This window comes from Brevibacillus sp. JB24b (assembly GCF_051713385.1).
Classification (GTDB): domain Bacteria; phylum Bacillota; class Bacilli; order Brevibacillales; family Brevibacillaceae; genus Brevibacillus_B; species Brevibacillus_B laterosporus.
Genome location: NZ_JBNVQV010000001.1, coordinates 2,909,586 through 2,935,948 on the forward strand (window position 1 = coordinate 2,909,586; position 26,363 = coordinate 2,935,948).

Here is a 26,363-nt window from a genome sequence, read left to right on the forward strand (position 1 = left end):
GAATTCGCAAAAAATGAATGAGTGCAAAAAAATGAAGGGTGAGCGTGTGCTATAGAACTCGCCTATAGCACATGCTCGTAAAAATATTCTTTTTTCCTTAGAAATCAAACGAAATGGATTCTACTAGGTCATGATTACTAGCTGAATTCTCTACTAAATCGAATTCCCCTAGCTTTTTGTCTGGAGTGCTAATAACCTCTGATAGTATCCGCACGAAATCATTTGCTAACTGTTCAATCATGTTTTTATTGAAAAGTTTTGTGCAATATTCGAATGCTCCTCTGATCTCTCCCTCTTCTGTGCTCATTGACAATGTTAAGTCAAATTTAGCTACAGTATGGTCCTGCACATAAGGAGTAACGGATAACGATCCAATGGTTGCCTCCTGATTCTCTGTATTTTGCATGACAAACATTGTGTCAAAGAGTGGATTTCTGCTTGCATCCCGCTTCACATTCAGTTTTTCCACCAGTTCCTCTAAAGGATACTCTTGGTTCTCAAATGCTTGTAACGTACGCTCTTTCACTTCTTCTAGGTATCCGTGGAATGTCTTATCCTTCTGCGGATAGTTACGGATTGCGAGCGTGTTAACAAACATACCGATAAGTGGTTCCAATTCCGCCGAGAGTCTTCCAGCTACAGGGGTACCAACAATGATATCCTCTTGTCCGCTGTACTTAGAAAGCAAGATCGTGTAGGTAGCCATGAGAAGCATGTATAATGTGCTTCCGCTATTTTCAGCCAATTGGTTTACTTGGTCTGCCAAAGCACGGTCAATTACAAATTCATACTCGGCACCTTCAAAACTACGTACCGCAGGTCTCGGATAAGCAATCATTAAATCCAAGACAGGTAATGGACCAAAGAACTCACCAAACCAATAGTTCTCTTGTTGTTCATAGAGTTCGCTCTTGGCTCGTTGCTGCTGCCAAACCGCATAATCCTTGTACTGAAGTCGCAATGGGGACAATTCCTTGCCTTCATACAGTTCGGTTACTTCTTGCATTAGGATATTCATCGAAACACCATCAGAAATGATATGGTGCATGTCATAGAGCAAGATATGGCGATCTGGCTCTATTTCGATAAGGCCAACTCTAATCAACGGTGCGTGTTGAAGATCAAATTTCCGCACAAAACCGTTAATGTGTGCATCCACTTCTTCTTCTCTCGCTTGGATTTTCTCTACTGTAAACTCAACGTCTTTAGATATCCGTTGAACTACCTCTCCATCTACCATTTCAAAGCCTGTGCGTAATGTCTCATGACGATCAATCAATTGACGGAATGCTGTCTCTAGCTTCATCCAATCCAACTGACCTTCTATTGTCATTACACCCGGCATATTATAGCTAAGCTCTCCACCTTCAACGTGACTCAAAATATAGAGACGTTTTTGGGCGGAAGACACTGGATAGTAGTCTTTTTCTTCTGCAAGAGGAATGGATATATAAGCGTGTTTCTCTGTATTGGCAATTCGATCAGCCATCTGCTCAATCGTCGGAATTTGGAATACATCTCTGAGTGTAATGCTTGTGTCTAATGCCTGATGTATTTTGGCAACTAGGGTCGTAGCACGTAATGAATGTCCTCCGATCTCGAAGAAATTCTCCGTGATACCTACTTGGGATAGTCCTAGTACTTCCTGCCAAATTTGGGCTAGCTTCTCTTCCACCTGGGTCCTAGGCGCAACGTATTCTCTTCCAGTCTTCAGACTTTCCTCTGGTGTTGGTAACGCTTTTCGATCTAGTTTACCGTTTGCGGTTAGTGGCATCCGCTCCAATTGAACGAAATAAGCTGGAATCATGTAGTCAGGCAACTGTTGCGATAATGCTCTTCTTAGCTCGCTTACGGTCAGCTCACTATCTGCCACAAAGTAGGAGCATAGGTATTTTTCGCCACTTTGGTCTTCATGTGCTATCACGATCGCCTCTTGCACAGATTCGATGTTTAGAAGCTGAGTTTCCACTTCTCCAAGTTCGATACGATAGCCACGAATTTTTACTTGATGATCAATTCGGCCTAAATACTCAATATTGCCATCTGCAAGCCATCTCGCTAGATCCCCGGTCTTATACATGCGCTCACCAGGTACAAAAGGATTAGAAACAAATCGATCATTCGTCAACTCAGGACGGTTTAAGTAGCCTCGGGCTAATCCCTCACCAGCAATATACAATTCTCCCTTAACTCCTACAGGTTGCAGACGCAAATGTTCATCTAGAATGTAAGCTGATAAGGTTGGTATTGTTTTACCGATATTACTTTTCGCTTGAGAGATTTCTGCTTCTGTAATTTCCTTGTACGTGACATGTACTGTGGTTTCTGTTATTCCATACATGTTGATTAGCTTGATTTGTGGGTACTTTGCCTTCCAATCTTTCAATAAGGCTGGACTTAACGCTTCTCCACCGAAAATCACATTTCGTATGGCCAACTCTTTTCTATTATCATTCGCTTCTTCCTGAAGCAATTGATAGAAATAAGTTGGTGTTTGATTTAATATCGTCACTTGCTGATCCTGAAGCAGCTGAAGGAATTGCTTCGGACTCTTGGCTGTTAACGGAGGCACAATAACCAATTTCCCACCGTATAAAAGTGCTCCGTACATTTCCCACACGGAGAAATCAAAGCAGAACGAATGGAATAACGTCCATGTATCAGAATTAGTAAAATCAAACAAGTTTTTGCTGTTAAATAACAGACGAACCACGTTCTTATGTTCGATCAAGGTGCCTTTTGGCTTACCTGTTGTCCCTGACGTATAGATCACGTATGCTAGATGCCTTGGTCCAGATCGCAGTTCCAAATTAGAATGATCTGTCTGATAGGATTGTTCGTCATCTAGTAATATAACTTTATTATCAAAAGCTACGCGTCCTAGTAAATGTGACTGCAACAATAACAGATTCACATTTGAATCCTCCAGCATATAGGCAATCCGTTCTTCTGGATACTCCGGATCAATCGGTACATAGGCTCCCCCTGCTTTTAAGATAGCAAGCATTCCCACAACCATATCCAAAGATCGTTCAGCCATAATACCTACTAACCCATCTGCTTGAACACCTTGAGCTACTAATGATCTTGCAAGTCGGTTTGCCTTCTCGTTTAGTTCACGATAAGAAAGCTGTTCCCCCTCGTATACAACCGCGATATGATCTGGCACAAGTGCTACCTGCTCTTCAAATAGCTGATGAATTGCCTTCTCGCGTGGATAATCAGCCTGTGAATCATTAAATGTCTCAAGAATTGTAGTTTTTTCATTCGACGTAATCATCTCAATGGAGGAAAGCTGTTCCTCTGGATTTCCAAGAACAGAATCGATCACTTGCATGAAATGTTCGACCAGTCGTTCTATTGTTTCGCGCTTGTACAGGGAGCTTGCAAAATCAAAGCTGCAAACGATGCTGTCTTCAAGCTCTTCTGCATTTAAAGTCAAATCAAACTTAGCTACTACTGGTTGTTCCCCGTAAGGTTTTAGTTGCAAGCCTTCTATGAACAGATCTCCTTGCTCCGTGTTTTGCAACACAAACATTGTGTCAAACAGCGGGTTACGGCTTAAATCCCGTTTCACATCGAGCTTCTCAACTAGTTCTTCAAATGGATAATCCTGATTTTCAAAAGCTTGTAACGAACTGTCTTTGACCTCTTGCAAGTAAGCCAAGAAGGACTTATCAGCTTCTGGGTAATTACGAATGGCTAATGTGTTGACGAACATTCCGATGATAGACTCAAGATCAGCGTGCGGCCTTGCTGCAATCGGCGTACCTACAATAATATCTTCCTGGCCGCTTTGTTTAGAAAGCAGTGTTGTATAAACGGCAAGCAACACCATATACAAGGTAGACTCATTGTCGGCTGCTAGTTTTTTCAAACCTTCGCTTCTCTGTTTGTTAATTACGAATTCGACGGCTTCTCCCTCAAAGCTTCTGGATGCAGGTCGTTGATAATCAATTGGCATGTCTAAAACAGGGATTTCACCCGCAAAGACATCCATCCAATATGCTTCCTGCTTGCTCATCCACTCGCTGTGAATACCTGCTTGCTGCCAAGCTGCATAATCCTTGTATTGGATTCGTAGTGGCGATAGCTCTTCTCCCCGATACAGCTGGACAAATTCTTGCATCAGAACGCCCATGGAAACGCCGTCAGAGATAATATGATGCATATCAAATAGCAAGATATATTGATTCACATCGACTGCAAGTAAGCCCACCCGCAATAATGGAGCCTGCTTGAGATCAAACGAACGTACGAACCCTTCAATAATCGGTTCTGCTTCTTCAAGACTGGTTTCCCAATACTCCAGCTTAAATGACACTCCATCGTGTACTCGTTGCATAGGTTCCCCATTGACGAGTTCAAAGCCTGTACGTAATGACTCATGTCGCTGCGTCAATCTTTGGAACGCCGCTTCTACACGTTCCTTATCTAACGAGCCCTCTACCATCATAATGCCTGGCATATTGTAACTAAGCTCTCCGCCTTCAAGATGGCTCAGAATGTACAGTCTCTTTTGAGCGGAAGAAACCAAGTAGTACTCTCTTTCCTCTATAACAGGAATCGAGGCGTATGTGATTTGCTCCATGCTAGCTATCAGTTGAGCCAGCTGTTCAATCGTCGGATATTTGAAAATGTCCCTTAGTGGTACAGCAACATCCATCTCTTTGTGAATCTTGGCAACTAAAGTGGTTGCACGTAACGAATGTCCTCCCACATCAAAGAAATTCTCTTTCACTCCAACGGTTGAGAGACCAAGCACTTCTTGCCAAATCGATGCCAATGTTGCTTCCACTGCTGTTCGAGGTGCGACATACTCGGTTCCGGTTTGAATGCTTTCTTCAGGCTCAGGCAACGCTTTTCGATCAATTTTTCCATTTGGAGTCAGAGGCATTTGCTCCAATTGTACAAAGTAAGATGGAACCATGAATTCAGGCAGGACCTGGCTCAATGCTTTTTTAAGTTCACTTACCTTCAGCTGATCTTCAGAAACAAAGTAGGCGCACAGCTGATTTTGTCCAGCCTCTCCCTCTTTTACAATGACGATGGCTTCCTGAATCGGTGCTACGTTCATTATCTGTGCTTCTACCTCACCAAGCTCAATCCGATAACCGCGGATTTTCACCTGATGATCCATACGACCTACATATTCGATCTTGCCATTAGGTAGCCATCTAGCCAAGTCACCTGTTCTATACATCCGTTCACCGGCTACAAACGGATTATCTACGAACTTCTCCGCTGTAAGGTCTGGAAGATGCAAGTATCCTCTAGCTAAACCACTTCCCGCAATGCATAGCTCTCCTGCTACCCCAATTGGCTGAAGCTGATTGTGAGCACCGACGATATAGACCTGTTTATTTGCTATCGGGCATCCGATAGAAAGCTCCTGCTCTGCATTCGTAATCGATAGAGAAGTAGTGACTACACTGCTTTCTGTTGGACCGTATTCATTGCAGATCTCAATGTGTGGATTCATTTCCATCACTCTGTTAACTAGCGCCGAAACGATCTTTTCTCCCCCAACTACGATATTTTTTACAGACTTCAGATCTTTTGGACTCATCGTATCCACAATACTCCATAAGAAACTAGGTGAGCTTTGCAGATGAGTAATACTTTGCTCTGTAATAGCATTTTTAATAGCTACAGGGTCCTTGCTTTCTCCATCCGGTAACAAATACACCGTTGAGCCAGATATTAATGGACCAAATAAGTGTGTAAGGAATGGATCGAAAACAAATGGAGTAACCATCAGCACGCGGTCGTTTCGCGTAAACCCATATGCATTTGCTTTCCAATGAATCGTATTAGCAATACTTGTGTGTTCGACCATAACACCTTTAGGCTTGCCAGTTGTTCCTGAGGTATAGATGACATAGGCCAAGTCGTTTTGTCCATGGATTGGCTCCAAATTAGAGCTCTCTTCCTGATAACTCGCAGAATCATCTAGAAGCACAAGCCTATCAGTAGCAAAGAAGGAAAGATACTCTTGCAAATGTTGTTGCGTAACTACCAACTTCGCACCTGCATCCTCTAGCATGTAGCGGATCCGGTCCTCTGGGTATTCTGGGTCAATCGGTACATATGCACCGCCAGCCTTCAAGATTCCTAGCATGCCGACGATCATTTCTGTAGAGCGTTCAGCCATAATGGCCACCAATTGATCAGCATGTACACCTTTCATTCGCAATGTTCTCGCTAGTTGATTTGCCCGTTCATTTAATTCAAGATAGGTTATTTGCTTATCTTGATATACAATCGCCAATTGAGCTGGTGTGAGTTTTGCTTGCTGCTCAAACAATTGATGAATCATGTACTCCTGTGGATAAGCAACTGCTGTATGGTTGAATTCCTCAACGATCTGCTCTTTTTCTTGATGCGTTACTAATTCCACCGTGTTTACAGCAATGGCTGGGTTATTAATCACCTGCTGCATAACATGAACAAAATGCCCCAGAATCCTCTCAACACCCGCTTGATCATACATAGCGGCATTGTACTCAACGTGAATTCTAATCTCTTCACCAGGAATGACAATGAGATTAAAGTCATAGTTGGTTTGTTCTACCATCTTGACGTTCGTAACCTCAAATGCCGTTTCGTCATCTTTTCCTACCTGCTCCATCTGCTCTTCAACAGGATAGTTTTCAAACACCATGATATGGTTAATCAAATCCTGTTTTTGTTCTGTCAGAGCCTGAATCTCGTATAGTGGATGTGTGTCATATGCATGAGATGCTAAGGCTTTTTCTTGATTTTGCTTTAATAGCTCAGAGAAAGAAATGGTTCCCTCACAATGGATACGTACAGGAATTGTATTGATAAACAAACCGATCATGTTCTCAACGTCTCGAATGTCCGCTGGTCTACCAGAAACTACACTTCCAAAGACCACATCATCAGTTCCATTGTACTTTTGAAGCATCATGCCCCAAACGGTCTGCATTAATGTATTGATTGTCACCTGATGTTGTCTTGCTAGTGTGTTCATTTGTGCCGTCAGTTCTTTATTTACATCGCAGAAGCTCGTCCTAAATATTTGCTCAGCTTCTTTGACTGGCGACTTCGCTTTTGGAACCATCGTTTGTTGATCGTAACCTGCCAAATAAGTGCTCCAGTAGCTAGAAGCTTCCCTACTGTCTTGGCGTTCCAGCCATTCAATATAGGCACTATATGGCGAGACTTCAGCCAATTGTGGTGCTCTATGTTGCAGAATGGCAAAGTAGCATTCAAACACTTCTGATGCAACTAAAGATAAGCACCAGCCATCCATTAAAATATGGTGGGAACTCCAGATAATTTTGTAATCTTCTTTTCCTATCCGAAGAACAGAAACACGCATCAATGCATCTTGACTTAAGTCAAACCCTGTTTCCCTGTCTTTCTTGATAAAGGAATTGACGTAAGCATTTCGCTCTTCCACATGCATCGCCATCAAATCTTCATAGTGAAGAGAGCTATCTTTTTCTCGATAGACGACTTGTAGCGGCTGTTCTTTCCATCCATTGTAGAAATTCGTTCTAAATATTTCATGTCTTTGGAACAGCATACGTAAGCTAGTTTCAAAGATCTCTGCATGGAAGTTTCCACTGATGTCAAACGTCGTTTGTTCAAAATAAGCACCAGACTGCGGGTCCATTAAGCTATGGAACCACATTCCCTTTTGCATAGGTGTCATTGCATAAATATTTTCAACTTCGCCTACACGGCTGGTCTGTTCGACGATCTGTTCAAGTTCCCCAACAGTCAGTCCACGTAACAAGACATCACTTGGTGTTAATTCAGGACGTTCCTTGGCTACGCAGTGTGTTACTACTTCACGGAGACTTGCTTGTAGCAATTCAGCTAGCTGCTCCATCGTTTCCCTCTGGTACTCTTTGCCACTGTAATTCATTTCAATTGTTAAAGCACCTTCGGAGATCAAACCATTCATGTCAAGTGTAAACGGCATAGATGCATTTGGACTGGTCTCTGCCCCACTCGCATATGGAGATAGCTGAATATCATTGTTTTGCAAGTCTTGGTCAAACTGCCCTAGATAGTTAAAGCTGATCTCTGGCTCTATAAAAGATATACTCTCGTTTCGCTCAGACAAATATCTATGAATACCATAACCGATTCCCTTTTGAGGAATGTGGCGAAGTCCTTCTTTAACACTCTTGATTTGCTGGGAAACATGTTTTCCTTCATGTATCTCGAGAACTACTGGATATTGACTTGTAAACCAGCCTACCGTTCGGGTGATATCCATGTCTGAAATGATAGACTCCCGACCATGACCTTCCAGGTTCACATGGATTTGTTCGATTCCAGTCCAAGAATGTATAGCCATGCCAAGTGCTGTGAGCAACAAATCGTTTACTTCTGTCTTGTAAGCACGATTAGCTTGTTTCAGCAGTTGCTCGGTTTCCTCTGCCGTCCAATGCACCATAATAGACTGGCTGTCTTTCATGATCGAAGTAGCTTGGACATTATCTTTTGGCAACGGAGTTTTCGGAATTTGTTCAAGCTGTTGCCAATACTCGCATTCCCGATCAATCGCATCTGAATTAGCATAAAGAGCCAATTGGTGAGCCCACATCTGGAATGAATCTGTTTTGTGCGGGAAGCAAATTTCCTCTCCGTTTTGCGCTTGCTCATATCCAGTCGCAATATCTTCGAATAGAATGCGCCATGAGACGCCATCTACTACTAAGTGGTGAAGAATGATCAACAAATGATCACCATTCGTGCAATGGAACAAACCAAGCTTCATAAGTGGTCCTTCGCTTATGTCAATGCTTCTTTGCATTTCACTTGCTTTTGCCTCAACCGCTTTCGCACCATCGGATACATCTCGGAAATCAACTACCTCTAAGCTGTACAGTTCGCCTTCCTCAATACCACGGTTCCTTGCTTTATATCCGTTTTCCGTTGGTGTATACACGGTCCGCACTACATCATGGTGCTCAGCAATCTTTTGCATCACCTTGCGAAGTGCTCCTTCATCAAAGCCTTGTTCTTTAAACAACATAACCGACTGGTTATAGTGATGTTGTTCTGTGTACGCTTGCTCAAAGAACCAACGCTGAATCGGTGTTAATTCCACTTCGCCTACCACTTCACCTTGATCCGCCATTCTCGTAATCGATTGAACACGTTTGCTCAATTCGGCAATGGTTGGATATTGGAACAAGTCCTTCATCTCCAACTTATAGCCTGCTTGGAACAAGCGTGATGAAACCTGGATAGATTTAATAGAGTCACCACCAAGATCAAAGAATTTATCCATGATCCCTATCGCATCCGTTCCTAGTACTGCTTGCCAGATAGACACAAGCGTCTTTTCAATCGATGTACGCGGAGCTACGTAATCTGCACCTGTTTGCACGCTTCCTTCTGGGGCAGGTAAAGCCTTGCGGTCAATTTTACCGTTTGGTGTAAGTGGCATTTCATCCAATTGAACAAAGTAGGTCGGAATCATGTACCCAGGCAATTCTTGAGATAATGTGCTTCGAAGTTCGCTTAAGGTCAGTGCCTTGGTCGCTACAAAATAAGCGCACAATTGTTTAACCCCAGCCTCATTTTCTTTAGCAACCACTATAGCCTCTTGCATGAATGGTGTCTGTAAGAGCTTGGTTTCGACTTCACCTAGTTCAATCCGATTACCACGAATTTTTACTTGGTGGTCAATCCGGCCAACATACTCAATGTTTCCATCCGACAACCATCTTGCCAAATCCCCGGTTCTGTACATTTTCTCTCCCGAAACAAACGGGTTATCCACGAATTTTTCTGCCGTCAGTTCTGGACGGTTTAAATATCCTCGCCCTACTCCGTTTCCGCCTATATACAGTTCACCTAGCACACCTATCGGCAAAATAGCATGGTTCTCATTTAAAACGTACATTTTTACGTTAGGCAACGGTTTACCAATAGGTAAGCTTATTGCGGGCACGGTAATTACTTGTTCAAAATAACTCGAATCAATGCATGCTTCCGTTACACCATAGCTATTTAAAATCCGCATTTGTGAACCAAATCTGCTCACCAGTTGAGCAAAGGCATCTGACGGACATTGATCTGACCCTACAATTAACGTTTTCAAAGAACGAATGTCCAAGCTGTTTTCATACACATACTCCATCAGTGGAATAACGATGGCTGGTGTAGATTCAAAAATTGTGATTCCATACTCTTTCATCAATCCATAAATACGAACAGGATCTAATCTGGACTGACTCGGGCAAATCACTAATTTTCCACCATGTAACAAAGCTCGAACATAATCCCCAGTAAATACGTCAAATGAAAAACTTGCCCATTGCAACAATCTGACAGAATCCTCTTCTAATCGGTATGCTTTGTTCCAAGCAGCAGCGATTGAAGTAACCTGCTTGTGCTCGATCATGACACCTTTAGGTTTACCTGTCGTTCCTGATGTATAGATGACATAAGCAAGATGGTCGGGAGTTGATGCTGTTTGTAGATTCGTTCCATCCTGATGATAGGTATCTGGATCATCTAGCATTACGAGTTTTCCAGTAAAGGATACTCGCTCTACTAAATGACTCTGCATGACCAAAAGTTTTGCCTCAGCATCCTCCAGCATATAACTGATACGCTCTTCTGGATATTCCGGATCAATTGGCACATACGCACCGCCAGCTTTGAGAATTCCCAGGATTCCAACCATCATTTCCACAGATCGATCAACCATAATACCGACTAACTGATCGGCTTGAACGCCTTCAGCTCTCAATGTTCGGGCTAATTGATTCGCTCGCTCGTTGAGTTCGCGATAGGTTACTTGATCGCCCTCATGTACAACTGCTACTTGATCTGGAGTACGTTCCACTTGCTCTTCAAATAAGAGATGGATCGTTTTCTCACGTGCATAATCAATATTTGTAGCATTAAATGCCTCTAAAATTGTCCCTTTTTCTATCGAAGTAATCATTTCTAGAGACTCTAGCGTAGCTTGTGGATTCTGGACAATAGCAGAAATAATTTGTTTGAAATGCCCCGCGATACGCTCCACAGTTTCTCTCTTGAACAGAGACGTAGCGTATTCCAAAGTGCATACGATGCCTTCTTCTCTCTCAATTGCTTCTAGTGTTAAATCGAATTTAGCCACAGTATTTTCACTTGGATAAGGCTGAACACGTAAACCTTCCATCTCTAGCGCGCCTTGCTCCAAATTGATAAATTCAAACATTGTGTCAAACAGAGGATTTCGACTTAAATCTCGGCTTACTTTCAGCTTTTCTACCAATTCTTCAAACGGATAATCCTGATTCTCATATGCTTTGAGAGCACTTACCTTCACTTCTTGCAGATATTCATAGAAGAATTTGTCTTTAGACGGATAGTTGCGAAGTGCTAAGGTATTCAGGAATACACCAATCATATCCTCAAGATCAGCATGTGGTCTTCCAGCAATCGGAGTTCCAACGATTACATCCTCTTGGCCAGTATATTTATGCAAGAGCGTTGTATAGGCTGCAAGCATAACCATGTGCAAGGTAGAACCAGTTTGGGCTGCAAGTTTCTTTAGGCCTTCTCTGTCATTTTCCTCTATTACAAATTCAATGGTTTCACCAGCAAAGCTTTGTAAAGCTGGTCGAACATAATCAGTAGGCAGATCTAGTACAGGAATTTCTCCGCGGAATGCATCCAGCCAATATGCTTCCTGCTGTTTCATTTGCTCACTGTTAACTCCCGCTTGTTGCCATGCAGCATAATCCTTGTATTGGATGCGAAGCGGTGATAGCTCTTCTTTAGCATATAGTCGGGCAAATTCTTGAATTAGAATGCCCATGGAAACTCCATCAGAAATGATATGGTGCATATCAAATAGTAAGAGATGGCGATTAGGTTCTGTTTCAATCAGACCAACACGTAGCAATGGTGCTTTTTGCAAGTCAAATTCGCGAATAAATCCACGTACAAGTTCTTCCGCTTCTTCAAGACTTGCTTGCACATACGATATGGTGAAGTCAACACTCTGATGAACTCGTTGTACCGGTTCTCCATTGACCATTTCAAAGCTGGTTCGTAAAGTATCGTGACGTTCGATCAGTTTTTGGAAGGCTTCCTCCACCCGCTGTCGATCCAACGAGCCTTCGATCATCACAATGTCTGGCATATTGTAGCTAATTTCGCCACCTGTGAACTGACTTAAAATGTATAAGCGTTTCTGGGCAGAGGATACAGGATAGAAATCCCTTTCCTCAATAACTGGAATCGAGGTATACGTACTTTGTTCCATTCCTTCTATTACTTTGGCCATTTGCTCTATAGTCGGGTATTGGAATGCATCCCGAAGAGGAAGATTTTTATTTATTTCTTTATAAATCTTCGCTACCAAGTTCGTTGCTCGTAAGGAATGCCCTCCGATTTCAAAGAAGTTATCTCTTATGCCGATCGTTTCTAATCCTAGTACCTCTTGCCAAATTTGCACCAGCTTTGCTTCCATCCATGTACGAGGTGCCACGTATTCTGATCCAGTGAGTATGCCGCCTTCTGGGGCAGGAAGTGCCTTTCGATCAATCTTGCCATTTGGTGTAAGTGGCATTTGTTCCAGTTGAACGAAATAAGACGGAACCATATAGCTTGGTAGTCCCTGAGACAATTGAGCTTTTAGATCATGGACAGTCAGTTGTTGCTCAGCTACGAAATAAGCGCATAACTGCTGCTGCCCCTCTTGATCTCCACGTGCGATTACCACTGCCTCCTGCACCGAGCCTACTTGTAATAGCTGTGTCTCTACTTCACCAAGCTCGATTCGATGGCCTCTAATTTTTACCTGATGGTCAATCCGCCCTAGATACTCGATCGTCCCATCTGGAAGCCATTTGGCCAAATCTCCTGTTTTATAAATTCTCTCTCCTGGTACAAGTGGGTTCTCAACAAACATTTCTTCCGTAAGCTCAGGACGATTCCAGTAACCTCTTGCCAGTCCTTCACCAGCGATGCACAGCTCCCCTGCAACCCCGATTGGTTGAGCTTGACCCTCAGCACTTAACAGATAGAAGCGGGTATTTACAAGCGGCTTACCGATTGTTATTTGTTCTTCACCTGTCACATCTGCGACTGACGACCATACAGTGGTTTCCGTTGGTCCATACATATTGTATAGACGGGCTGATGTATTCTTACGCAACATCTCCAGCAAGGAAGCAGGTAGTGCTTCTCCCCCTAGCATGATTACATGTAGCTGTTGTAAGCACTCGAGATGGTTAGACGATAGCAGCATCTGCATACGAGATGGTGTCATTTGAATCATATCGATTTGTTGTTCTACGATCACATCACTCAATGCTTGTGGATCTGTTTGTTGATCCTCACTAGCCAGAACGACTCTTACCCCTTTACTTAATGTCAGGAACGTTTCTAATACGAAGATATCAAACGAGATAGTGGTAACAGACAATAGGGACTTTCCTTGGACAAAATCAATTCGATCTGTGATACCTTGGATCAAGTTCACGACCGACTGATGCTGAAGCATAACCCCTTTTGGTTTACCTGTCGACCCAGACGTATAGATGACATAAGCCAAATCATTAGAACTGCCCAGCACATCTAGATTTGATCTGTCTTGATGATAGGAAGCTTCCTCGTCTAAGGAAATACGTCTTTCAACAAAAGCTAAGCGATCATGCAATTGGTTTTGCATAACGACCAGATTGGCCCCAGCATCCTCTAGCATGTAACGGATACGTTCTTCTGGATATTCTGGATCAATCGGTACGTAAGCACCTCCAGCTTTCAAGATACCTAATAAACCGACCATCATTTCTAAAGAACGCTCCACCATAATACCGACTAGTTGATCTGGTTGTACACCTTCAGCACGTAGTGTTCGAGCCAATTGGTTAGCTCGTTCATTTAGTTCCCGGAACGTTAGCTGTTGTCCTTCGTAAACCACCGCTACCTGCTCTGGTGTACGTGCCACCTGATCTTCAAATAACTGGTGGATCGTTTGTTCACGTGGATATTCTGCTGCTGTATCATTCAATGTTTCGAGAATGAATGCCTTCTCATTCGCTGTTATCATCTCAAGAGTAGCTAGCTTCTCACGTGGATCACTTATAATACCATCGATCACCTGTAGGAAATGCTCTGCCATCCGTTCTATGGTTTCACGTTTGTATAGTGAGGTAGCATATTCCATTCCGCATCTGATGCCTTCTGCTTCTTCCATTGCATTTAACGTTAAATCAAACTTGGCAACACCATGCTCATCTGCATAAGGAGTAAATTTTAATCCTTCAATAGCAAGTTCCTCATTCTCCACGTTTTGCATGATAAACATTGTGTCAAACAGTGGATTTCGACTGAAGTCACGCGCTACTTGCAATTTTTCAACCAGTTCCTCAAACGGATACTCCTGATTCTCAAATGCTTTTAACGCATGTTCTTTGACTTCCTGCACAAAGTCATAGAAGGATTTCTCTCCTGCCGGCTGCGTCCGGATCGCTAGTGTATTAACAAACATACCAATCAGGTTTTCTAAATCAGCATGAGGTCTACCTGCAATTGGCGTTCCAATGATGACATCCTCTTGTCCACTATATTTGTGAAGCATAGCTGAATAGCTAGCCAGTAAGACCATAAATAAAGTGGAACCGGTCTGAGCTGCGATTTGTTTTAATCCCTTACTTCGTTGTTCATCAATAAAGAATTCAAATGTGTCTCCTTGATACGTTTGTACGGCAGGTCTGACAAAGTCAGTTGGCATATCCAAAACTGGAATTTCTCCATGGAAAACATCTAGCCAATATTTTTCTTGTTTCTCCATTTGTTTACTTTGTACTTCCTCTTGTTGCCAAACTGCATAATCCTTGTATTGAATTCGAAGTGGTGGCAGCTCCTCACCTTTGTATAATTGAACGAACTCCTGTATCAAAATGCTTGATGATGCACCATCAGAAACGATGTGGTGAATATCAAACAGGAGGAGATGTCGATTTATACCAAGCTCGATGAGTCCTACTCTCAGAAGTGGCACTTTTTCCAAATCAAATGCACGTACAAAGGCGCGAATGAGATTTTCCGCTTCTGCTTCTGTTGCCTGTGCATACTCTACTTCAAACTCCACATCCTGATACACTCGCTGGATTGGCATTCCATTTATCATTTCAAATCCAGTTCGCAGTGCTTCATGACGTTCAATCAATTTTCTGAAGGCTTCCTCTAAAAATGTTCGATTAAGCGGGCCCTCTACCAAAAGGACACTCGGCATATTGTAGTTGAGCTCTCCACCCTCCATCTGCCCTAAGATATACAATCGTTTTTGGGCGGATGAGACAGGATAGAAATCTCTTGGCTCAGCAATAGGCACAGAAGCATACGTAGCTTCAGATTCCATGTCTGTTATTCCTGCTGCCATTTGCTCAATCGTTGGAGAACTAAATACGTCCCGTAACGCTACGTTTACCCCCAACTCTTTGTGTATTTTGGCCACTAACGTTGTAGCACGTAACGAGTGACCTCCAACCTCAAAGAAGTTGTCCTTTATTCCAATGTTTGAGATCCCCAGTACCTCTTCCCAAATTTGCGCTAAGGAAGCTTCTAATGCAGTACGTGGTGCTACATGCTCTACCCCTGTTTGCAGGCTACCCTCTGGAGCAGGCAATGCTTTTCGATCAATTTTTCCGTTTGGTGTTAGAGGCAGCTCCTCAAGCTGTACAAAGTAAGACGGGATCATATATCCAGGCAGTTCTTGTACCAATGTTGCTCTGAGGTCGCTTACAGTAAGATGCTTGTCAGCTACAAAATAGGCGCATAACTGCTTTTGTCCACCAGAATCTTCTTGGGCTATAACCACAACTTCTTCAATCGAATGTACTTTCAACAGCTGTGCTTCTATTTCACCTAGCTCAATTCGGTTTCCACGAATCTTTACTTGATCGTCGATCCGACCTACATATTCGATGTTTCCATCTGTTAACCATCTGACCAAGTCACCTGTTCTGTACATTCTTTCGTTGTCGTCAAATGGACTATCTACAAATTTCTCAGATGTCAATTCAGGACGGTTCAGATAACCACGCCCCACACCTATTCCAGAAATATACAGCTCACCTGGAATGCCTACAGGCTGGATAGCACGATTCTCATCTAAAATGTACATTTTTACGTTAGGCAATGGCTTTCCTATCGGTAGATTCAACGACAAGAGAGAATTTGTCTGCTCATAAAAGCTTGAATCAATGCACGCTTCTGTTACACCATAGCTGTTAAGAATACGCATATGGTCACCAAATCTACTTAGTAACTGAGCAAAAGCTTCTACAGGGCATTGGTCTGAACCCACAATCAGCGTTTTCAAGGTGTGGATATCTAGCTTGTTCTCATAGACGTAATCCATAAGTGGAATTGCTATAGCTGGTGTTGATTCAAAAATGGTAACCTGATGTCTACTAATTAGCTCATAAATGCTAGCAGGGTCTAATCTAGCATGACTCGGACAAATCACTAATTCCCCACCATTCAAGAGAGCACGTACATAATCTCCCGTGAATACGTCAAAGGCGAAACTAGCCCATTGCAAGACTTTTGGATTTTGTTCATGTAACCCATAGGCTAATTTCCAAGCGTTGGACATGGCAGTCAATTGCTTGTGCTCAATCATTACCCCTTTTGGTTTGCCTGTTGTTCCAGACGTATAGATGACATAAGCTAAGTGATTTGGATCTTGTATCGGTTCCAGATTTGAAGCATTTTCACTATAGGCCTCTGAGTCATCAAGCATCACCATACTTCCCGTAAAGGAAACACGATCTTGTAAGTGACTCTGCGTAACTAATAGGTTTGCTCTCGCATCCTCTAGCATGTAGCTGATACGTTCTTCAGGATACTCAGGATCGATCGGTACATAAGCAGCACCGGCCTTTAGAATTCCTAAAATCCCAACCATCATCTCAGCAGAACGCTCAACCATGATCCCTATCAGTTGATCCGCTTGTATTCCCTTACTTCTCAAGGTTCTTGCTAACTGATTTGCTCGCTCATTCAGTTCACGATAAGTCAGCTGCTCACCTTCGCATACAATTGCTACTTGATTTGGTGTACGTTCCACCTGACTCTCAAACAATTGCTGGACAGTCTTCTCTTCTTGATAATCAGCTACAATATTGTGAGATCCATGTAAGATTTGTGCTTTTTCTTCAGCTGTTACCAGTTCCAGTTGATTTATAGGTACATATGGATCCTTGACCACTTGCTGTAGCATATGAACAAAATGCTCTAGAATCCTGTCAATTCCTGTTTGGTCAAACACGGTCGCATTGTACTCAATATGAACTCTAATCTCTTCCCCAGGCAAAACATTTAGATTAAAGTCATAGTTTGTCTGTTCTACAATCGAAACGTTAGCAATCTTAAAGGCATCTGGATCATTACCACCAACTTGCTCCATTTGCTGTTCCATCGGATAGTTCTCAAACACCATAATATGATTAATCAGATCCTGTTTTTGTTCAGACAAGGCTTGGATTTCATAAAGTGGATACGTGTCATACGCATGGGATGCTAATGCATGCTCTTGACTTCGTTTCATCACTTCAGTAAAAGTATCACCCGCCTCCGAACGAACACGGATCGGAATGGTATTAATGAACAGACCAATCATACTCTCAACATCTGGAATATCAGCCGGTCTTCCTGAAACCACGCTTCCGAATACAGCATCTTGACTACCGTTGTACTTCTGAAGCATCAACCCCCACACAGTCTGCATTAACGTATAGATTGTCACCTGATGTTGTCTTGTTAGCCCATTCATCTGCGCAGTCAGTTCTTGACCCAAATCGCAGAAACGATGGTCGAATACAGGATTTTCTTTCCTTTGTACCTTCTCCTTAGGCACCGTCGTTTGTTGGTCATACCCAGCCAAATAACTGCTCCAATAGGTAGATGCTTCCTGCGTATCTTGGCGTTCTAACCATTCGATATAAGCACTATAAGGAGGTACCTCTGCCAATTTCGGTTCTCTATTTTGCAAAATGGCAAAGTAGCTTTCAAACACCTCTTGAGCAACCAGAGATAAGCACCAGCCATCCATTAGAATATGATGGGAACTCCAGATGACTCTGTATTCTTCTGTACCTGTTCGTAAAATGGACAACCGCAACAATGTATCCTGACTAAGGTCAAATCCAGTTTCTCTGTCCTTTTGGATAAAGTCTTGCATGTACAATTCGCGTTCAACTTCATCCATTCCCAGCAAGTCTTCATAATGAAGTGCATGGGTTCTATTTTGGTACACAACTTGAACCGGTTGGTCCTTCCAGCCATTGTAGAAGTTTGTTCTAAAAATCTCGTGGCGTTGGAACAGCATTTGTAAGCTCTGTCCAAAAACAGTAGCATCAAAGCGTCCAAGCACATCAAACGTCGTTTGTTCAAAATAAGCTCCTGATTGTGGATCCATGAGACTATGGAACCACATCCCCTTCTGCATTGGCGTCATTGCGTATATGTTTTCTATTTGACCAATGTGTCTGGTTTGAACTTCAATCTGTTCAAGCTCTTCTACTGTTAGACCTCGTAGTAAAACATCACTTGGCGTCAGTTCTGTACGTTCTTTCGATACGCAGTGCTCAATTACTTCACGTAAGCTTTCTTGTAAAAGCTTACTAAACTGCTCCATCGTTTCGCGATGATACTCTTTGCCACTGTAATGGATTGTCATTGACAAGGCACCATTAGAAATCACGCCATTCATATCCATGGCATATTGCATGGTCGCATTTGCACTCATGTCTGAGCCTTTTGAGTAAGGAGATAGCTCAATAGCGTTGTTTTGTAAGTCTTGATCAAACTGACCGAGATAATTAAAACTAATTTCAGGTTCAGCTGTGAATGTATGCTCCTGATGGCCGTCAGACAAATACCTTAGGATTCCGTAGCCTATTCCCTTTTGCGGGATTTGGCGGAGACCTTCTTTAACTGTTTTAATTAATGTAGTCAGCTGTTTGCCAGCGTTCATCTGTAGAAGGACAGGATACTGACTCGTAAACCATCCTACTGTTCGTGTGATATCGACATCCGAAAGAATAGCCTCTCTGCCATGTCCCTCCATGTTAACCAGCACTTGTTCCATTCCTGTCCAAGAATGAAGCGCTAAGCTTAAGGCTGCCAGCAATAAGTCATTTACTTCTGTGTTATATGCCCGGTTTGCTTGTTTTAACAGTTGCTCGGTTTCCTGCTCTGTCCAATGAACAGTGACAGATTCAACGTCCTTCATCAACGAAGTTACTTGTCTGTTATCTTTCGGTAATGGAGTGGCTTTTGTTTGGTCAATCTGCTGCCAATATTCTCGTTCCAGCTCGATTTTTTCACTGTTTGCGTATTGGGATAATTGCTCTGCCCATGTACGGAACGAATCTGTTTTATACGGGAAGCTAACGGCCTCTCCCTTACCTGCTTGTTCATAACCACTTGCAATATCCTCAAACAAAATTCTCCACGAAACCCCATCTACAACTAAATGATGGATCACGATAAGCAGATGATCTCCGTCCTCGCATCGGAATAGACCGAGCCTTAGAAGTGGTCCTTCACTCATGTTGATACTCGCCTGCAACTGATTTGCTTTCTCTTCTATCGCTTGAGCGCAGTTGGCGATGCCTTTGAAATCAAAAACTTCTAGGCTATAGGATTCTCCTTCACCTACTCCACGGTGCCATGCCTTATACTCACCTTCAGAAGCGCGAATTACCATCCGTAGCGCATCATGGTGTTCCGTAATTTTGTCCATTACCTTATGAAGAGCTGTTTCATTAAAGCCTTCTGTCCGGTATAACATCATTGCTTGGTTATAGTGATCTGGATCTGCATAGGATTGCTCAAAGAACCAACGTTGAATCGGTGTCAACAACGATTCCCCTAATACCTCTCCTTGATCAGCTATTCTTGTAACCGAATGAATATGCTTGCTTAACTCGGCTATAGTCGGATAGCGGAACAAATCTTTCATCTCCAGCTTAAAACCTGCCTGTAATAAGCGTGAAGAAACCTGAATAGATTTGATCGAGTCGCCGCCAAGATCAAAGAAATTATCCATGATCCCGATTGCTTTTGTACCCAAAACAGCTTCCCAAATGGAAACAAGCATTCGCTCTGCCGCTGTGCGAGGTCCCACGTATTCGATTTCGTTCTCTACATTTCCTTCTGGGATAGGCAACGCTTTACGGTCGATTTTCCCATTCGGTGTAAGCGGTAATTGCTCCATTTGCATGAAATACGAAGGAACCATGAAACTCGGTAGCACCTGTGACAATGCCCCTCTTAGCTCACTCGAAGATAGTTTTTGTTCTGCTACAAAGTAAGCGCACAAATACTTTCTTCCGGCTTGATCTTCTTGGGCAACGACTACATTTTCTTTTATCTTCGCAATTTTTAAGAGCTGTGTTTCTACTTCTCCTAACTCAATTCGGTTCCCGCGAATTTTTACTTGATGATCGATTCGACCCAAGTATTCAATATTGCCATTCGGTAGCCATCTTACCAAGTCACCTGTTCGATACATCCGTTCTCCTGAAACAAACGGATTCTCTACAAATTTCTCTGCTGTTAACTCTGGACGGTTCAAATATCCTCGTCCCACACCGCTTCCAGCTATATATAATTCTCCTGGTACCCCAATTGGCTGCATCACATTGTTTTCATGTAAAACATACATTTTTACGTTAGGTAACGGCTTACCAATCGGTATATTCATAACGAGAAGAGAGTCCGTCTGCTCAAAGAAACTAGAATCAATGCACGCTTCTGTTACCCCATAGCTGTTAAGAATACGCATGTGTGAGCCAAATCTAGTTATCAGGTTCGCAAACGCATCTGGTGGACATTGATCGGAACCAACAATTAGCGTTTTCAATGAAAGAACATCCAATTGGTTGTCATAAACATAATCCATGAGCGGTATAGCAATTGCTGGTGTCGATTCAAAAATAGAAACCTTATGTTCTCTGATTAGCTCATAAATACTTGCAGGTTCTAGTCTTGAATGACTTGGGCATATAATCAAGGTTCCGCCATGTAATAGTGAACGGACATAATCTCCCGTAAATACATCGAAGGAGAAGCTTGCCCACTGCAATACTTTTGGCCGCTCTTCATCTAACCCATAGGCTACTTTCCATGCATGAGCCATTGCTGTCAGCTGTTGATGCTCAATCATGACACCTTTTGGTTTACCTGTTGTTCCTGATGTATAAATCACATACGCTAAATGATTTGGAGCTTGGATTGGTTCTAGATTGGAATCATCGTTGCTATATGCTGCTGCATCATCAAGCATTACGATTCTTCCTGTAAAAGCTACACGCTCCTGTAAATGAGTTTGGGTCACGAGCAACTTGGCTCCTGCATCCTCCAGCATATAGCTAATGCGTTCCTCAGGATACTCAGGGTCAATCGGTACATAGGCGGCCCCGGCTTTTAAAATCCCTAGAATACCGACTATCATTTCTAATGAGCGCTCAACCATGATCCCTATCAATTGATCAGCATGTACTCCAGTAGCTCTTACTGTACGAGCCAGCTGATTTGCTTTTTCATTTAACTCACGGTATGTTAGCTGACTTCCTTCATAAACAACCGCTACCTGATCTGGGGCACTTTCTACCTGTGCCTCAAATAGCTGTTGAATTGTCAATGTTCGTGGATAAGGCATGTCAGTATCATTAAATACTTCAAGGATTTCTGTCTTTTCTCTTTCTGTTATTAGTTCCAGATCGTTTACAAGAATCTGTGGATTGTCCGCAATTTGCTCCAGAATGTGTACAAAATGGCCTAAAATCTGTTGAATGCTATCCTGATCATAGACAACTGCATTGTACTCTGAGCAAACATCCAAATTTTCTCCTGGAATGATAGATAGGTTGAAATCATAGTTGGTTTGCTCCATAATTTCGATATTTGCAATCTCAAAGCTTTCACCATCGCCATCACCCAACTGCTCAATTTGTTCCCCCATTGGATAATTTTCAAACACGACAATATGGTTAATCAAATCTTGTTTTTGTGCAGTTAGTCGTTGGATATCGTATAGCGGATAAGTATCAAATGCTTGAGACGCAAGAGCCTGCTCCTGTCCACGTATCATTACATCTGCAAAAGATTCCTCTTTTGCGCAACGAATACGGACGGGAACTGTGTTGATAAATAAACCAATAATATTTTCAATTCCAGGAATTTCGGTTGGCCTTCCAGAAACGACGCTTCCGAAAACAACATCTTGGCTATCATTATATTTTTGCAAGGTAACTCCCCACGCTGATTGTACCAACGTATTAATTGTCACCTGTGCTTGTTTTGCTACCTGATGTAAACGCTCGGTTAGCTCTTTGCCAAGCTGACGAGTAAGCTTCGAAGCAACATAACCCTCAGACTTGTGTAACGTCTTCCCTTTTGGTAACAAGGTTTGTTGATCATAACCGGTTAAATAGTTACTCCAGTAATCGGATGCCTCAGCATCGTCCTGATGTGCCAGCCACTCGATATAGTTACTATATGGTGTTACATCTCCAAGCTCAGGCTGCCTATTTCCTCGAATGGCAAAGTAGCTACCAAACACTTCTTTTGTCATGAGAGATAAGCACCAGCCATCCATCACGATATGATGGAAGCTCCAGATCAAGTGATACGCTTCTTCACCTGTACGTAAAATGGATATACGAATGAGTGAATCTTGGGCCAAATCAAACCCTTTTGCTCTATCTTCAACCGCGAAGGTAGTGAGATAAGCATCCTGTTTTTCCTTATCCATTTGGCGCAGGTCCTCATAATAAAGCTCACTGCGTTTATTTCGATAAGCTACTTGTACCGGTAGGTCTTTCCAGCCATCGTAGAAATTTGTTCTCAATGCAACATGCCTTTGTGTCAGGATATCTAAACTCTTTCCAAAAGCAACGACATCAAAGCTTCCTATCAAATCAAAGGTTGTTTGTTCAAAGTAAGCTCCGGACGATGGATTCATCAAACTGTGGAAATACATACCCTTTTGCATCGGTGTCAACGGGTAGACATTCTCAATCTCACCTATTTGCTGAGTATCCTCCACTAAACGTTCTAGTTCTTCAACAGTCAGACCTTTTAACAAGATATCACTTGGTGTCAATTCTGTACGTTCCTTAGCTACGCAGTGTCTAATTACCTCTTGCAAGCCGGAACGTAACAAATCAGCAACATGCTTAATCGTTTCCTGTTGATATTCCTTACCGTTATAGCCAATCGTAAGTTCCAATACTCCTCCGGAAATCAGACCATTCATATCCAGAGTATATCTACGTTCCTTATCTTGGCTAACAGCTGCTCCACTTGAATAAGGTGAGAATTGCATATCATTGCGCTGCAAATCCTGATCGAATTGTCCTAGGTAGTTAAAAGTGATCTCAGGCTCAACCTTAAATGTAATACCATCTTTGGGCTCAGAAAGGTATCTGAGAATCCCGTAGCCGATACCCTTTTGCGGGATTTGACGAAGTCCCTCTTTAACAGTCTTAATCTGCTGAGCGATATTCTTGTTCGTGCCCGTCTCCAACACAACTGGGAACTGGCTAGTGAACCAGCCCACTGTACGTGAAATATCAACATCTGGAAGGATAGATTCCCGACCATGACCTTCTAAATTGACTACTACTTGTTCCGTTCCTGTCCACGCATGAATAGCCATTCCAAGCGCTGTTAGTAACAGATCGTTAACTTCTGTATTGTAGGCGCGATTTGCCTGCTTTAAGAGCTGCTCTGTTTCTTGCTCTGTCCAACGTATAGTAACGATTTCCCCATCTCGTACTAATGACTCCTTCTGGATCTGATCTTTAGGCAATGGAATCATCTTCATCTGTTCGATTTGATTCCAATATGCTCGTTCAGCATCCATCGTCTGACCGTTGGCATAGTGAGACAACTGCTCAGCCCAAGTTTGGAATGAATCGGTTTTTTGAGGTAGACGAATTTCTTGTCCATTCAACGCTTGTTCGTAACCTGCCGCAATGTCCTCAAACAGAATTCGCCAAGAGACACCATCTACTGCTAAGTGGTGAATCACTATCAGCAAATGATCGCCATCGGAACATTTAAATAGTCCGAGCTTCATTAATGGGCCTTCTGTTATGTTGATACTACTTTGAATCTCGTTTGCTTTCGCCTCAATTACCTGTGCTAGTTCAATCACGTTTCTCAGGTCAATTATCTCAAGATTATATAGCTCCCCTTCATCCACCCCGCGATTCCAAGCCTCATACCCATCGCCGGTTTCTCGGAAAACCATCCGCAGAACATCATGATGTTCCACAATCTTTTGTATTACTTGACGCAGTACCACTTCATCGAATCCTTGCTTCTGATACAAGGTAACCGCTTGGTTAAAATGGTGTGGTTCAGCTGATTTTTGTTCAAAAAGCCAGTGATGAATTGGTGTTAATTTTGTCGCACCAACCACTTCCCTTTGGTCTGCAATTTTGCTAACCAATTGAAGATGTGGGCTTAATTGAGCAACTGTTGGATATTTAAACAAATCTTTTATCTCAAGCTTATATCCTGCTTGAAGTAATCTGGAAGAAACCTGAATGGCTTTGATAGAGTCTCCCCCAAGATCTAGGAAATTCTCTAAAATACCAATCTGTTGGCTTCCCAATACAGCCTGCCAAATCGAAACCAGTGTTTGCTCAACCGGTGTACGCGGCTCTACATACTCTACTCCTGTTTGCAAGCCACCCTCTGGTGCAGGCAATGCTTTACGATCAATCTTTCCATTTGTAGTTAGAGGCATCTGTTCTATTTGCATAAAGAAAGCTGGAATCATAAAGCTAGGTAATTCTTGAGACATTACGCTTCGAATCTCACCTACAGTTAACTGCTTATCTGCTACGAAATACGCGCATAGATGCTTCTGCCCCTCTTGCTCCTCCCGTGCAACCACAATCGCCTCTTGCACAGAATCGATTCGTAACAGATGTGCTTCCACCTCGCCAAGCTCGATACGATACCCACGAATTTTTACCTGATGGTCGATACGTCCCAAATATTCAATGGTTCCATCTGGTAGCCATCTCGCCAAATCCCCAGTCTTATACATTTTCTCTTCTGGTGCAAATGGATTCTCCACGAATTTCTCTCTTGAAAGCTCTGGAAGATGTAGATAACCTCTAGCTAATCCTGCACCAGCTATGCATAACTCACCGGCTACGCCAACTGGTTGAAGCTGATTGTGTTGATCTACGATATAAACACGTTTGTTTGCAATTGGTCTTCCAATTGACAGTTCCTGTTCTGGTTTCGTAATTGATAGTGATGTAGTAACTACACTACTTTCTGTCGGACCATATTCGTTGCAAATTTCAATGTTCGGATTCAATTCCGTCACTTTTTTAACAAGTGAAGCAACGATCTTCTCTCCACCAACTACGATATTTTTTACTGACTGTAAATCTTGTGGTTTCATTGTCTCGACAATCGCCCATAAAAAGCTAGGTGAGCTTTGGAAGTGTGTCATTTGATGCTGAGTAATTGCTGTTTTGATCGCTTCAGGATCCTTACTTTCTTCGTCACGCAGTACATATACGGTTGATCCCGATACCAAAGGTCCGAATAAATGTGTAAGGAATGGATCGAATACAAATGGAGTTACCATCAGCACACGATCTTCCGTTGAAAACTGATAAGAGTCAGCCTTCCAAAGAATCGTGTTTACAATGCTTGCATGCTCTACCATAACACCCTTAGGCTTACCTGTTGTCCCCGAAGTATAGATGACATAAGCCAAATCTTGTGGTCCATGTATCGGTTCCAGATTCGAAGCTTCTGTCTGGTAAGATGTTTCCTCATCTAGCAATAGAATTGTACCTGTAAACGATACTCGATCCTGTAGATGACGTTGTGTCAGGAGCAATGCAGCTTGCGCATCCTCAAGCATGAAGCTGATGCGTTCCTCAGGATACTCAGGATCGATCGGCACATAAGCCCCGCCAGCTTTTAAAATCCCTAACATCCCGACGATCATTTCTAGCGACCGCTCAGCCATGATTCCTATTAATTGATCGGATTTTATACCTTGCTTTCGCAATGTTCTCGCTAATTGATTAGCCCGTTCATTTAATTCACGATAGGTAAGCTTTTCTTCTTCGCAAACAATCGCCATCTGGTCTGGTGTACGTTCCACCTGGCATTCAAACAATTGATGAAGCATTATGTCCTGCGGATAAATCTCTTTTGTATCATTAAATACAGATAAAATTTGTTCTTTTTCAGTTGCAGTAACCAATTCTAATTTACTTACACGTAGTTGCGGGTTGGAAGCGATTTGTTCGACAATGTGAACAAAATGACCCTGTATTTGTTCAATGCTCGTTTCATCATATACT

1 protein-coding gene (only partly in view) is annotated in these 26,363 nt (G+C 42.6%); it reads right to left on the reverse strand.

The window, feature by feature from the left end:
- Nucleotides 1-97: 97 nt before the first annotated feature.
- On the reverse strand, nt 98-26,363 hold the 3' portion of the coding sequence (locus tag ACQV1I_RS13835) for a non-ribosomal peptide synthase/polyketide synthase (protein ID WP_116333941.1). Its footprint extends 10,274 nt past the window's final position; 26,266 of the gene's 36,540 nt are visible here — the last part of the coding sequence; the start codon falls outside the window, past its right edge; the stop codon is at nt 98-100.